Origin of the sequence: Campylobacter sp. RKI_CA19_01128 (assembly GCF_025771175.1) — a bacterium.
GTDB lineage: Bacteria > Campylobacterota > Campylobacteria > Campylobacterales > Campylobacteraceae > Campylobacter_D.
The window spans coordinates 149,205-163,526 of sequence record NZ_JAKMPU010000002.1 but is presented as its reverse complement, the minus strand read 5'-3'; the positions used below and the strand labels follow the sequence as shown (position 1 = coordinate 163,526).

At 28.5% G+C, this 14,322-nt stretch carries 14 protein-coding genes; 3 read left to right on the top strand and 11 right to left on the bottom strand.

The window, feature by feature from the left end; all coding sequences use genetic code 11:
- Window positions 1-151: 151 nt before the first annotated feature.
- Both bamD and lon read left to right on the top strand, forming a co-directional pair.
- Window positions 152-808, top strand: coding sequence for an outer membrane protein assembly factor BamD (bamD, locus tag L8U98_RS02485; protein ID WP_263663167.1), 657 nt, complete (start codon window positions 152-154; stop codon window positions 806-808).
- Window positions 808-3,186 (top strand): endopeptidase La, encoded by a 2,379-nt coding sequence (gene lon, locus L8U98_RS02480; RefSeq protein WP_263724824.1) that lies wholly within the window; start codon window positions 808-810, stop codon window positions 3,184-3,186. The genes bamD and lon overlap by 1 nt, the downstream gene beginning before the upstream one ends.
- 14 nt (window positions 3,187-3,200) lie before the next feature.
- Here lon and L8U98_RS08260 read toward each other — a convergent pair whose 3' ends face one another.
- From L8U98_RS08260 to L8U98_RS02425, 11 genes are all read right to left on the bottom strand, one after another.
- The gene (locus L8U98_RS08260) at window positions 3,201-3,932 is read right to left on the bottom strand and encodes a methyl-accepting chemotaxis protein (RefSeq protein WP_263678818.1); all 732 of its coding nucleotides are present in this window, start codon (window positions 3,930-3,932) and stop codon (window positions 3,201-3,203) included.
- 652 nt (window positions 3,933-4,584) lie between these two features.
- Window positions 4,585-5,076: a PAS domain-containing protein gene (locus L8U98_RS02470; RefSeq protein ID WP_263678711.1), complete on the bottom strand. Its 492-nt coding sequence runs from the start codon at window positions 5,074-5,076 to the stop codon at window positions 4,585-4,587.
- An 80-nt stretch (window positions 5,077-5,156) separates the two neighbouring features.
- A complete protein-coding gene (locus L8U98_RS02465; RefSeq protein ID WP_263678712.1) occupies window positions 5,157-5,648 on the bottom strand; it encodes a PAS domain-containing protein in 492 nt (163 codons plus the stop codon).
- 47 nt (window positions 5,649-5,695) lie between these two features.
- Window positions 5,696-6,907 (bottom strand): threonine ammonia-lyase, encoded by a 1,212-nt coding sequence (gene ilvA, locus L8U98_RS02460; protein ID WP_263663163.1) that lies wholly within the window; start codon window positions 6,905-6,907, stop codon window positions 5,696-5,698.
- A gap of 2 nt (window positions 6,908-6,909) precedes the next feature.
- Window positions 6,910-7,269 carry a CoA-binding protein gene (locus L8U98_RS02455; RefSeq protein WP_263682313.1) on the bottom strand — a complete coding sequence of 120 codons (360 nt, stop codon included), beginning with the start codon at window positions 7,267-7,269 and terminating at the stop codon, window positions 6,910-6,912.
- A gap of 69 nt (window positions 7,270-7,338) precedes the next feature.
- Entirely contained in the window at window positions 7,339-8,511 is a 1,173-nt protein-coding gene (locus L8U98_RS02450; RefSeq protein ID WP_263724823.1) for an MFS transporter, read from the bottom strand.
- Between the two features lie 10 nt (window positions 8,512-8,521).
- Window positions 8,522-8,863: a MarR family winged helix-turn-helix transcriptional regulator gene (locus L8U98_RS02445; RefSeq protein ID WP_263695414.1), complete on the bottom strand. Its 342-nt coding sequence runs from the start codon at window positions 8,861-8,863 to the stop codon at window positions 8,522-8,524.
- A gap of 135 nt (window positions 8,864-8,998) precedes the next feature.
- Window positions 8,999-10,039 (bottom strand): tRNA (uridine(54)-C5)-methyltransferase TrmA, encoded by a 1,041-nt coding sequence (trmA, locus tag L8U98_RS02440; RefSeq protein WP_263678715.1) that lies wholly within the window; start codon window positions 10,037-10,039, stop codon window positions 8,999-9,001.
- Window positions 10,040-11,752: a Na+/H+ antiporter NhaC family protein gene (locus tag L8U98_RS02435; protein WP_263724822.1), complete on the bottom strand. Its 1,713-nt coding sequence runs from the start codon at window positions 11,750-11,752 to the stop codon at window positions 10,040-10,042.
- 16 nt (window positions 11,753-11,768) lie between these two features.
- A complete protein-coding gene (locus L8U98_RS02430; RefSeq protein ID WP_039618550.1) occupies window positions 11,769-12,515 on the bottom strand; it encodes a short-chain dehydrogenase/reductase, subgroup 5 in 747 nt (248 codons plus the stop codon).
- A complete protein-coding gene (locus L8U98_RS02425) occupies window positions 12,512-13,759 on the bottom strand; it encodes an ankyrin repeat domain-containing protein (protein ID WP_263724821.1) in 1,248 nt (415 codons plus the stop codon). Before L8U98_RS02425 ends, L8U98_RS02430 begins: the two co-directional genes overlap by 4 nt.
- 109 nt (window positions 13,760-13,868) lie before the next feature.
- On the opposite strand from L8U98_RS02425, the gene L8U98_RS02420 reads away from it, so the two are divergent.
- Window positions 13,869-14,321: a methylated-DNA--[protein]-cysteine S-methyltransferase gene (locus L8U98_RS02420; protein WP_263682129.1), complete on the top strand. Its 453-nt coding sequence runs from the start codon at window positions 13,869-13,871 to the stop codon at window positions 14,319-14,321.
- Window position 14,322: the final 1 nt, after the last annotated feature.

Below are 14,322 nucleotides of genomic sequence, written 5' to 3'. Positions count from 1 at the left end.
AGAAATTACAACTCATAAAGCAATTTTAGTTCCAACTTTTTAAATTATGCTAATTAAAACTTTTTGATTATAATTTTAATTCAAAAATTAACATTTTCATAAACATAAAAACACTATAATTATAAACTATATAAATTTACAAGGTAACATCATGAAAAAACTTTTTATTTTTTCGCTTATTATTGCAGGTTTATTTTTAGGGGCATGCAGCTCAAAAAAAGCCGAAGATTTGTATAATCTAAGTTCGATGGAATGGTATCAACAAATTATAAAAGATTTACAAGAAAAAAATCTTGAAGCAGCTGATAAACATTATACTTCAATGGCAGCTGAACATATAGCTGATCCATTATTAGAACAGACTTTGCTTATATTGGCTCAAGCTCACATTAGTGAAGAAGAGTATGAAATGGCAAATTTTTATCTTGATGAATACTTAAATAAATTTGGTGATTCACAAAATGTAGCTTATATAAGATATTTAAAAATCAAAGCCAAATTTGACTCTTTTGCTGTTCCAAATCGTAATCAAGCACTAATGTTAAAAACAATAGAAGAAATCAAGGAATACAATCAAAGCTATCCTAATGTGCAATATAATGATTTAATTGACACCATGCTTACTAAATTTAATCTTGCGGTTTTTTATCTTGATACCAGCATAGCAGAGTTATATCATAAAAAAAATAGAGAGCAAAGCTATGAGATTTATAAGCAAAAAATAGAAAATTCCGATTTTAATAAAATCGATATGATTAAACCAGAACTTCCATGGTATAGAAAAATATTTGAAGAAGGTATAATGTAATGAAATTAGAAAATACTCAAAACTATCCAACAAAACTTCCTGTTCTTGTGGAAGATGAGCTTTTTTTATACCCTTTTATGATAACACCAATTTTTTTAAATGATATGCAAAATATCAAAGCCTTAGATACTGCTTTACAAAATGAAAGCATGATTTTTGTAGCACCATCTAAGATTGAAGGCGGACGTGGTTTTGATGAAATTTATGATTGTGGGGTTATTGGAACCATTATGAGAAAAGTTCCATTGCCTGATGGTAGAATTAAAATTTTATTTCAAGGTTATGCCAAAGCTAAGATAGTTGAAAAAATTTCAGATGACCCCTTACTTGCTCTAGTTGATTTAATCCACCAAGAACCATTATGCAGCACAAAAAAAGAAGCAATCATCGAAGTAGTAAGAGAAAAAGCTAAAGCTTTATCTACTGTGAGTCATTATTTTCCACCCGATCTTTTAAGAACCATAGAAGAAGATGTCGAGCCTGGTAGAATTTGTGATTTAATACTAAATTCCATTAAAATCAAAAAACAACAAGCGTATGAATTTTTCATCGAAACTAATTTAGAAACCAAGCTTTTAAATTTAATTGATTATTTAGCTAAAGAAATTGAAGCAAATAAAATTCAAAAAGAAATCAAAAACAAAGTTCATTCTAAAATAGATAAAGTCAATAAAGAATATTTCCTAAAAGAACAGCTCAAGCAAATTCAAAGAGAGCTTGGAAGTGACATACAAAAAGAAAGCGAAGTAGAAGAATATAATAAAAAATTAGAAAAGAAAAAAGCTTTTATGTATGAAGAAGCTTATAAAGAAATCAAAAAACAAATTCAAAAATACGAAAGAATTCATCAAGATAACTCAGAAGCCTCTATGGTGCAAACTTACATAGAAACGGTTTTAGACATACCTTTTGAACACTCTTCAAAGAAAAAACTAAATTTAAAAGATGTGTCTTTACAGCTTAACAGTGATCATTATGCATTAGAAAAACCAAAAGAACGTATTGAAGAATATTTTGCAGTAAAAGAGCTTTTAGAAAAACGCAAAATTAAAGATAGAGATGGTGCAAAAGTTATCTTGTGTTTAGTTGGACCTCCAGGTGTTGGTAAGACTTCTTTGGCAAATTCAGTCGCAAAAGCATTAAAAAGAGAATTAGTACGCATAGCTTTAGGCGGTTTAGAAGATGTAAATGAATTAAGAGGGCATAGAAGAACCTATATAGGAGCTATGCCAGGACGCATTATACAAGGACTTATAGAAGCTAAACAAAGCAATCCTGTAGTAGTGCTTGATGAGATTGATAAACTAAGTCGCAATCATAGAGGAGATCCAAGTGCAGTTTTACTTGAAATCTTAGATCCTGAACAAAATACTAAATTTAGAGATTATTACCTAAATTTCAACATTGATTTAAGTAAAATTATTTTCATAGCTACTGCAAATGATGCAAGTTTAATCCCACCTGCTTTAAAAGATAGAATGGAATTTATAGAACTTAGCTCTTACACTCCTCAAGAAAAATTCCAAATAGCTAAAAACTATCTCATACCTGATGAAATAAAAAAACATGGACTAAAAGAAAAAGAAATTAACTTTGATGATGAAGCTATAGAATTAATAGTCAGTGAATATACCAGAGAATCAGGTGTAAGAAATTTAAGAAGAAAGATTGCTGAAGTTTGTAGAAAATGTGTTAAAAAACTTCTTTTGGAAGAAAATATTAAAAACATTCATATTAATACTAAAAATTTAAAAGATTTTTTAAACAAAAAAGTCTTTGAAATAGAAAAACATGAAAAAGAAAATAAAATCGGTCAAGTAAATGGACTTGCATGGACTGCAGTGGGTGGTGATGTTTTAAAAATAGAAGCTATTAAAATCAAAGGCAAAGGCGAGTTAACTCTTACAGGAAGTTTGGGTGATGTGATGAAAGAATCAGCAAAAATTGCTCAAAGTCTTATTAAAAATTTAATTGATGAAGAACAAATCAAAACACCAAAAAATCTTTTTTATAAAAAAGATGAAAGTATTTACAATCAATACAATCTTCATATTCATGTTCCAGATGGTGCAACACCAAAAGATGGGCCAAGTGCAGGTATAACAATCACCACAGCTATTGCCTCTATTTTTAGTGACAAAAAAGTAAGATCTGATGTTGCAATGACAGGAGAGATTGACCTAATGGGTAATGTTTTACCAATAGGTGGTTTAAAAGAAAAATTAATTGCTGCTTATAAAGCTGATATTAAAACAGCTATTATTCCACATAAAAACTACGAAAGAGATTTAAAAGATATCCCAGAGGAAGTAATAAAAAATATGAAAATAATTGGGGTAAAAACTTTAAATGAAGTATTAAAAATAGCTCTTGTGTAAAAACTAGAAGCTTATTAAGCTTCTAGTTTATCCATAATTAATTTACTATCTTTTTCCAACTCTCTTATGTCACTAATAATTGAATCATAATCTTCTTTTGAAATATTTTCTTTTTTAGCTATTTCTATAGCTTTATTTGCAGAGTATTGTATTTTTTCACTCTTAGAATCCATTTCATTTTGAGAGATTAAAGGACAGAAAATACTTTTTGCATCTTCATCTTTACATAGACTAGAGATTGGATCAAGATTTTGTAGATTTTGCTGAGAACCATTAAGAGTTAGATAAACATCTGATTTATATAAAATATGATCTATTTTCATAGCCGATAAAGTCAAATCAGAAGCAAAATTTACAAATTCTTTTCCTAAATGAGAACTTTTATCCTCTAATTCTCTAAATGCTTCACTAAAATCAGCGATTTTGCTATTAGAAGAATTTGCGATATCAAATACCTTTTCACTATTTTCTTGTATTGAGCCAATTTCTTGATTCATTACTTGAATTGCCAAGGTAATCTCGCCAGTTGCTTTTTGTGTTTTTTCAGCAAGTTGTCTTACCTCATCTGCAACCACAGCAAAGCCTCTTCCATGTTCACCCGCACGAGCAGCCTCAATAGCTGCATTTAGTGCAAGAAGATTAGTTTGATCTGCTATATCTCTAATAACTTCTACAATTGCATTAATACTTTGGGCATTTGAGGCAAAAGTATCAACAGCTTTTTTACTCTCATCGGCTACTTGCATCATAGAAGAAATCGAATCTTGCAAATTACCCACTTCTAAACCATTCTTTTGAGCAGTATCTGATATTATTTTAATATCACCAAAAACTTCTCTCATCAACTTAATAATACCATTTAAAGCAGAAGATAAGTCATTTAAATTTTTATTTTGACTATTTAAACTCAAATCCATCAATTCTCTTGATAAAGCATTTTTAAAAACAGATTTTCCTGTTTTTTCTATATCATCTAAGGCTTTATTGATAAAGTTAATATTATGAACAAAAATTCCTTTTAAACCTTCAGGAATAGCTCTTCTAAAATACTCACCCTTTTGAGAACAAGCAATAGAAGTATTAATTTCTCTCAAATAAGCTTCTAAACCATCTATAGTATTATTAAGATTATCCGCAATTTCTTTAAGTTTTTTATTGCTACATTTAATATATACAATTCTTGAATCAAAATTACCATTTTTTAATTCTCTGCTAAGATCTAAGATTTTATCACTAAATTGATCTTCTTTTTTTAAAACAACAAAAGCAAAAGCAAACAATAATAACAAAGCCAAAGAAAACCCAAAAGAAATAAAATCCATAAAATATATAGAATTTGCACAAGATAAAATACCCAGACCAATACCAACTAATACTATATTTTTCATCAACATCCTTTTATTTTTGAATTTGCATTATTAATTCATTGTAGCTCATCCCATAAGATTTTACTACAGCATTTAGTTCTTCAAGTCCTGCTTTTATACCGCCTTCCTTTTCTTTTCTTATAAGAACTTTATAAATTTCTTCTATTGTTTTAACAGCCTCTGCTTTAGGCTTTCTTCTTACTGAATAATAATTTAAAATATTTTCATTAGAATCACAAGAAGCTGTTATGTTTGCAAAAACCCAATAATAATCATTAAATTTTGTTTTATTTTTTACAAAAGCAAAAACCTCTCTTTTCATTTGAATATTATCCCATAAATATTTAAAAACAGTTCTTGGCATATCAGGATGACGCATAATACTATGAGGTTTATATAAAATTTCATCAATTTTATAATCAGAGTATTTTAAAAAATCCTCATTGGCATAAATAATTTCACCTTTTAAATTGGTTTTTGATGTTATTAAAACATCTGAAGTTAGAACTTTTTCCAAAGACATAGATAAATTCCTTAAATTTAAATTAATCAGACCGATTATACCTTTTTTTGTAAAAACATTTTTTAAATATTTTTATAAAATTATTTTTGAAGCTCTAAAATTAGCTGATTATAACTCATACCATAAGAATTAACTATCTTCATAAGTTCATTCACTCCAGCTTTTATACCTCCAGTTTTTTCAGCTTCTAGTAAAACCTTGTAAACTTGCTCTATAACCGGTATGGCCTCTCTTTTAGGTTTTCTTCTTACTGAATAATAATTTATAATATTTCCTTGATTATCAAATGAAGCTGTAACATTAGTAAAAACCCAATAATAATCATTTTGCTTGGTTTTATTTTTTACAAAGGCAAAAATTTCTTTTCCATCTTGTATATAATTCCACAAACATTTAAAAACCGTTTTTGGCATGTCAGGATGACGCACAATATTATGTGGTTTATACAAAATCTCATTCATTTTATAACCAGCATATTTTAAAAAATCATCATTAGCATAAATGATATCTCCTTTTAAATCTGTTTTAGAAGTTATTAGTGTATCTGGTTCTAAAATTTTCTCTTGTGACACTTTTACCCTTTTTTTGGTTTTATTTAAAAAATATTATATTTAATATATCATAAAATTTCATTAAAATTAAAACCTTTATCATAAAGTATCTTTCTAACTAATTCTTGATGCTCTTTTCCTTTAGTTTCTAAGGTAATTGAAATCATTGCATCACCATATTCAAGCTTGGTTGAAAATCTATCATAGTCAATTTTAACTATATTAGCCTGAGCTTCCTTAATTGCATCACTTAAAGCACTTAAAGCCCCTGGTTTATCAACTAAAGTAACATTAATAAGCATTTTTCTAAAAGCTTTAAATAAGCCTTTTTCTATAATAATATTTAACATTTGTACATCAATATTTCCACCACTTAAAACCACACCGATTTTCTTATGATTTTTTAAATCTATTTTTTTATGCAAAAGTGCAGCTACTGCTGATGCTCCTGCTCCTTCAACTGTTATTTTGTGTTTTTCAAGTAAATACAATACCGCATTAGCTATTTCTTCATCATCAACTTGAATAAAATCATCAACACATTCAAGAATAATATCAAAATTAATTTTATTCACATCACGCACTGCTATACCATCAGCTATAGTTCTAACAGCTTTTGAATTAATCATTTTTTTACTTTTAAAACTCTCATACATCGCAGGAGCTCCCTTAGCACTCACTCCGATAACTTTTATAGCAGGATTAATTTGCTTAGCAGCACTTGCAACACCACTAATCAAACCTCCCCCACCAACTGGAGCTAAAATCATATCCAAATCACTTATTTCATCAAGCATTTCAAGCATTAAAGTGCCTTGTCCTGCTATAATACTTTCATTTTCAAAAGGATGAATGAAATTTAAATGATGTTCTTTGGCATAATTTAGTGCATAAGCATAAGCCTCATCAAAATTATCTCCTTTTAAGATCACTTTTGCGCCTAAATTTTTAGTCGCACTTACTTTTAATAAAGGCGTGGCTTCAGGCATAACAATCACAGCTTCTATGCCAAATTTTTTAGCACTAATTGCTACTCCTTGCGCATGATTTCCTGCGCTTGCAGCTATTACACCTGCTTGTTTTTGTTCTTTAGTTAAATTAGCTATTGTATTATAAGCTCCTCTAATTTTATAAGCACCTGTTTTTTGCAAATTTTCACATTTTAAAAAAACATCAGTTTCTAAAAACTCACTCAAAAAAGAAGAGTGTACAAAAGGGGTTTTTAATACAAAATCTGCGATTTTTTGTTTTGCTTGATAAATTTTATTTAATTCAACCATGATTATCCTTTTTGTAGTTCCATTTTAATGCAACGATCTTGAACGCAATTTATACCATATTTTTTACATTTTTGCATTATTTCTTCATTGGCAATGCCAAGTTGCATCCAAAAATTTTTAATCTTTTTACTCAAAAGATCCTCAAAAATTTCATTTGCAAAACTTGCTTTTCTAAACATTACAACCGTATCAACTTCAAAAGGGATTTCTTTTAAGTTTCTATAAACTCTTTCATTTAAAATAAAATCTTCTTTAGGGTAGATGGGATAAATTTTATAACCTAAATCTTGTAAATATTTGCTTACAAAATGAGAAGGTTTATCTTGATTAGGGCTAAGTCCTATGATGGCTATATTTTTCATAGTACTTAGTATTTTATAACTATCACACAATGCTTTTTTCCTTTTTAAAGCATTGTATCTAAAATCATATTAATAAGAAGCTTTTTTTACAACCAATAAACAATACAAAATCAAAGCCATTGCAACCAATAAAGCACAAAAAGCATAAACATTAGCAAAACCTATACTTGGCTCTATAATGCCTAGCAAATAAGGACTTACTCCTATACCAAAATCTAAGGCTATAAAAAACGTAGAATTAGCCAAGCCCATTTTTTCTTTAGGTGCAAGTTTTATAGCTAAAGCTTGAGCACTTGAAGTAGCATTAGCATAACCTAACGCACAAAAAACTCCAGCTAAAATAATCATATAAAAATTTAATGCAAAAGCGAGTAAAAGCAAACATACTATAAAACTCAAAAAGGAAAAAATCATCACAATATTAGCACCATATTTATCAAACACTTTGCCAGCAAGTGGTCTAAAAACCATAGAAAATCCAGCATATATTACAAAAAACATAGATCCAGCAAAAGCTAAATTTAAACTTTGGGTATAAGCACTCATATAAGCTATAATAGCACCAAAAGGACATGCGAGTAAAAAAGTCACTAAGGCTAAATTTAAAACTGATTTTTCAAAATAATTATAAATACTGAATTTTCTTTTTATATGATGATGTTTTTTAAATCTTCTTACTTTTAAAAAAATAGATAAAACCAATGCAAAAACAATACTCAAACAAGCTATTAAAAAACTAAGCCAAAATTGATTGATAGAGTCAAGTTTTATAGCCAAAAAAGGGCCTAAGGCTGAAGTTAAAACAACGCTTGTAGCATAATATCCTATTCCAACTCCTCTTTTATTGCTAGGTATTATCCTAGCAATAGCTGCCCCACAAGCACAAGAGCAAATTCCATAACAAACCCCTGCTAAAAAGCGTATTAAAATTAAAAAATATACATTATAAAATTTCAAATACAGTAAATTAATAAAAAGATAAAACAAAAGCGAAAATACTATAACCTTTTTTATATTAACATCATCGATTATAGAACCAAAATAAAGTCTAGAAAGCAAAGCACCTATAACAAAAGCTCCCATGATAAGACCTGCGGTACTAGTTTGAAGGTTTAAAACACCTAAAACATAATCTGTACTAGAAATAGTACTCATATAAAAAACAAGACAAATAGCAAAATTTATCCCAAAAATACAGAAAAAATTTACATTAAATAAATTATATTTTTTACTTAATCCCATGAAAAACCTTTTAAATTTTCTCATTGATATAATCAAGTAATTTTAAAAGTCTTTCTTGATCTTTTACATCTAAGATATCTAAAATATTTCTTTCATATTTTCTTATATAAGCATTTGCATCTAAAAAAACTTCTTTACCTTTAGCGCTTAAAGTAATGATTTTTTCTCTTTTATCATCTGCCTTTAAAAACTCTATATATTCAAGTTTTGCTAATTTAGAAACAACTCTAGAAAGTATAGCTTTATCCATCTGATAAAACTCACATATTGGAGCTAAAGTGCTACAACCATGCTGATTTAAATATACAAAAACCCTCCAATCACTTGATTTTAGTCCAAAGGGTTTTAAAATTTCATTGACTTTATAGAGTATTTTTCTATTTGTATAAGTAATTTTTTGAAATAAAATAAGAAATCCTTTATAAAAATTAATTGATTAAATCAACTATTTTTATAATAACAAAGCTTGTATAAATTCTAACTTATACTAAGCTTTTATTTTTAAATGCACCCCACATTCAAGATGAGGAGTATTAGCAAATTGATCAAAAAAGGCTAAATTTAAAATTTCATGACTTTGACACAAGATTTCAAGATTTTCTTTTAAAGTGATAGGATTACACGAAATATAAATGATATTTTCATAATTTTTAATAAGTTCAATCACGCTTAGATCAAGCCCTGCTCTTGGAGGATCAACCAAGACATGAGATATTTTAAAGCTATCTAAATCTATGTTTTTTAAACGGTTAAATTCTCTTTCTTTTTTCAAAGCTTGACTCAACTCTTCACTAGAAAGTCTTGTAAAAGTTATATTTTCAATAGAATTTAAAACACAATTTTTTAAAGCAAATTCGATATTTTTTTTAGAAATTTCAGTTGCCAAAACTTTGTTAAAATTTCTTGCTAAAGCTATGGTAAAATTTCCATAACCACAATAAAGCTCTAATAAATCTTGTTTAAAATCACTTCCAATGCAAGATACAACCCATTCAATCATCTTTTCATTGATAAAAGTATTAGGCTGGATAAAACAATCATTATTAAACTCATATAAAAATTCATTTGTATTGATTTTTAAAGCTTGTCTTAAATTTTCTCCATTAAATACAAGTTTTTTACCCCTGCTTCTTGCTATGAGTTTGAGATTTAATTTTTCTGCTAATTCTTGTAAATCTTGTACAATTAACTCTATATTTTTATGGAAAAGCAAAGTAATACTTAAATCTAATTTTGTAGCTAAAAACTCTACTCCAAAAAGCTTATGTTTTAAATTTTCATTTAGATTATTTAATAAAATAGGCATACAGTCTTGAATTTTTTCATCTGCTATATCAAATTTTTCAATAGGATTTTTTTTCTTATTTTCAAACATTGCATAAGAAATTTCCCCATTTTCATGATGATATATAGAAAATTCTGCCCTAGTTCTATAAGCTTTTAAAGGTGATTTAAAGCACTGAATTTCTTTATCATATAAAGAAGAAAACAATGCTTTATTTAAAGCAATTTTTTCTTCAAAATGCATCTATGCATCTACCTTTTTGCCAACTACAAAAAGTAAAGCTATCATAGCTAAGATTCCAAAAACAAGCCCTAGCCATACATTAAGTCCTAATGCTACCGGTAAATAACCACAAAGTATACTAATAGCACAAACACTCAAAGCATAAGGCATTTGCGTGCTAACATGAGCTAAAAGATCACACTTACTTCCCATAGATGAAAGTATAGTTGTATCAGAAATTGGCGAGCAATGATCTCCAAAAATAGCTCCTGTTAAAACCCCTGAAATATTAATAATCATATATTGGTGCAACTCTGCTCCGCTTAATTCATTATGAACCCCAACAGCCATAGCTAAAGGAATAGCTAAAGGCATTAAAATACCCATAGTCCCATAACTAGTCCCTGTTGAAAAAGAAATAATAGAAGCAAAAATAAAAATTGCTGTAGGAAGCAAATAAATAGGTGTTTTATCTGAAAATAAATCAATTAAATATTTAGAAGTTCCTAAATCCTTAATCACAGAAGCTAATGACCATGCACAAAGTAAAATAATCACAGTCATAATCATAGTTCTCCAACCATGAGTCCAAACCGCAATAGCTTCTTTTAAAGTAAATATTTTTCTATACATTCCTAAAATAATAGCTACTATGGTAGCTAAAAGTGCTGCTTGAAATAATACAACCGAAGCATCAGCTGCGCCAAAAGTTTCTCTAAAAGCAAATAAACTAAATGGTGCTGCATCAATTTGTGCTTTAATACTCGCATCATCTAGAGCATTATAACCACTAAAATAAAAACCTATAAATGAAAATACAATCAAAACAGCTAAAGGTATAATAGCATTAGAAGCTTGTAATTTCACATGCTCTTTTGGCTCTAAAACCTTATCTTCTATATTATCAATTTGCTCATGACCATGAGAAAATTTACCCGCTCTAGCTCTAAGCTCAGCTTTTAACATAGGTCCAAATTCTCTACCTGTATAAATAGTTAAAACAACAAAAATCAGCATAAAAAGATTATAAAATCTATAAGGTAAGGTTTGTACAAAGATTTCAAAAGCATTGATTTCTTCTTTTACAATACCTAAATGCGCAAAAGTTGCATTATCGATTAAATCATATCCGCTACGAATTAAAGAAATTTCAAGTCCTATCCAAGTAGAAATGATAGCAAGACCAGTAATTGGCGCTGCGGTTGCATCCATAATAAAAGCAAGTTTTTCACGACTTACTCTAAATTTATCTGTCACTGGACGCATGATAGGACCTACAATTAATGAATTAGCATAATCATCAAAGAAAATAAAAATCCCCATACACCAAGTAGCAAATTGTGAGCTTTTTGCCTGCTTAGCTTTAGTAGAAAGCCAAACAGCCACAGCTTTAGTACCACCTGTTTTAGTAATAAGAGCTACAACCCCACCTATAGTTAAAACTTGCAATAAAATTCCTGCATTACCCGGACTTGCCATAGCATTTACCACTTTAGAAATAAAGCCCGTAAAAGAAGCAATAATAGCATGATAAATACTATTTTCAATAAGTCCTAGCATAAAAGTACCACTTAATGCACCAATAAACAACGAAAGCACTACATCTTTAGTGATAAAAGCTAAAATAATAGCTATCACTGGTGGTAAAAGCGTCCAAACTCCAAAAAGTTCTGCATTTGCTTGTACATCAGCAAATAACAATAAAGGAGCTAATAATAAATAAAAAATTTTCATATTTTTCCTTAAGTTTTTATATTTTCTCGCTAAAAGTTCCTGCCCATGTTTGAGTCACAGGCATAAGTTCAATTTCGTTAATATTAATATGCTCAGGCAAGCTAATAATAAAAGTAATAATTTTTGCTATATCTTCAGCTTTAATATATTTAGTATTTTCATAAACCTCATCAGCCTTTTTAATATCACCTTTAAATCTCACTTCACTAAATTCAGTTTTACAAAGCCCTGGAGCTATATTTGTTACCTTTATATTACTTCCGCGCAAATCCGTTCTTAAAGCTTTAGAAAATTGTGCCACAAAAGCCTTAGTTCCACAATAAACATTACCTCCATAATAAGGCACATTTGCCGCAATTGAACCAAGATTAATCACATGAGCATTTTTTGCCTTTCTAAGTAAAGGTAAAGTAGCTCTTGCTATATATAAAAAGCCTTTGATATTAGTGTCTACCATGGCTTCAATATCTTCAATATCCAAAGAATCAAACTCATTTAAACCCAAAGCAAGACCTGCGTTATTAACAAGTAAAGAAATATTTTGTAAATCTTGAGGTAAATTTTCAATTGCTGTAAAAACCGCTTGTTTATCCCTAACATCAAGCACGATAGGATAAATTTTATCCCCATAAAGCTCTTGTAGTTTTTCTAACCTTTCTTTGCGTCTTGCTATGGCTATAACCTTATAATCAAGCTCTATCAAAGCTTTTAAACTTTCTAATCCAAAACCTGAACTTACCCCTGTTATTAAAGCAATTTTCATGGTTGCGCCTCTTCATATAACATCAAATTTTCATTTTCTTTTAAACCAAGTTTTTTTAGATATTTAATATTTTGTTCTTTTTTTGCAATTATGGCAAAATCAAGAGCATTAAATCCTAAATCATCTATTTCTTTATAATTAGCTTTATAATCTATAAGTAACTTAAGCATTTTTACATCAGCATAATTTGCTCCATGCATAAAGATATTTTTAGAAGTGTGCTCAAGCGCGCATAAGGTGATAAAATATGGCGTATTGCTTCCCATACTGGCAATAGAAAGTTTTTCATTATCATTAATGTATTTTTGATTTACATTTGCACCATTTTCAAGCAAAAGCTTGGCAACCTTATAGTTGTTATATTCAACAGCATAAAACAAAGGTGTTTTTCCAAAAGAATTTTTATAATCAACCACCGCTTCATTTTCAAGCAAAAGCTTAACATTTTCTGCATTATCTAGTGCAAAAAATAAAGCAGACTCATAACCTTCATTTATTTTTACACCTAATTTAATAAATTCTCTTATAATCTCACTTTCTCTATTATTTAACAAGGCTGATTTAAAACCATTGTTTAATTCTAAATTACTAATTTTTTTAGTATAAATATACTCTTTAATCTGCTCTAAAGAATTATTTTTATTAGCTACAAATTTTTCAAAATCTGAAATATCTTTAAAGATTTTAGTCTCGCCAACCGCCCAGTTTAAAAATTCATTCAAAGCATTACTAGCAAAATAAATTGCACTTGCTTTATCTAAATTAAATTCCTTTTGAAAATATCTTGTTAGAGGGTTAATCGCATTATTATATTCTTTCCAAAATTCCTTAAAAAGTTTAAAATTTCCAATGCTTTGATAAGCCCAATATCTAAAATACGCTTTTAATTTTGCAAATTTTTCTTCAAGTATTATAGGATCTTGTAAAGTCTTTTGATAGCCTTGTGGATCAAGTGCAATTTCTAATAATTTAAAATCAAATTTTCTCAAATCACTAAAGTATTCTCCACCCATACAAGCACTATTGCTTCCTCTAATTTCATTAGCAAGTTCATATAATCTTTTTGTGATTTGATGATTTTTTAAAGAAAAAGCGCAATTTAAATCCACTTGAGAAAAATCTTGTGTATTTTTTGGCTCAAATTCTTTGAAAAAATCAACCTTATTTTCCTTAACATACTCACAAGTATAATCCAAAGCTAAAGCATTTAAACTTATAATCAAACTAAATAATAAAATCTTCAAATATTTTCCTTGAATATAAATTAAATCACTATTTTAACTAAATTTTTGCTTTAATAACAATTAATTAATTTAAAATTCATACAATGCTTGCTTTTAAATAAGGAAAAATATGTATCAAAGTTTTTATAAAGCTAGTTTTGCTTATATTCTTTTACAAAGTGATAAAGATAAGCTTATTAATGTTGATTTTGCTATATATAAGCCTGATTTTACCAAAGATAAACACCCTGTTTTAGAACAAGCCTTAGAAGAACTAGACCTTTATTTTAACAAAAAGCTTTTTACTTTTAGCACTCCCCTAGCTCTTCAGGGAAGCGAATTTGAACAAAAGGTATATAAAGCTTTGGTAAAAATTCCCTATGGACAAACTAAAACTTATCAAGAAATTGCTTCTTTTATCAATCATCCAAAAGCTTTTAGAGCAGTAGGCAATGCAAATTCTAAAAATAAACTTGCAATTTTTATACCTTGCCATAGAGTGGTAGCTAAAAATCACTTAGGTGGATACAATGGTGGTTTATTTATCAAAGAGGCTTTACTTAAATTAGAAGGCGTACTTTAAA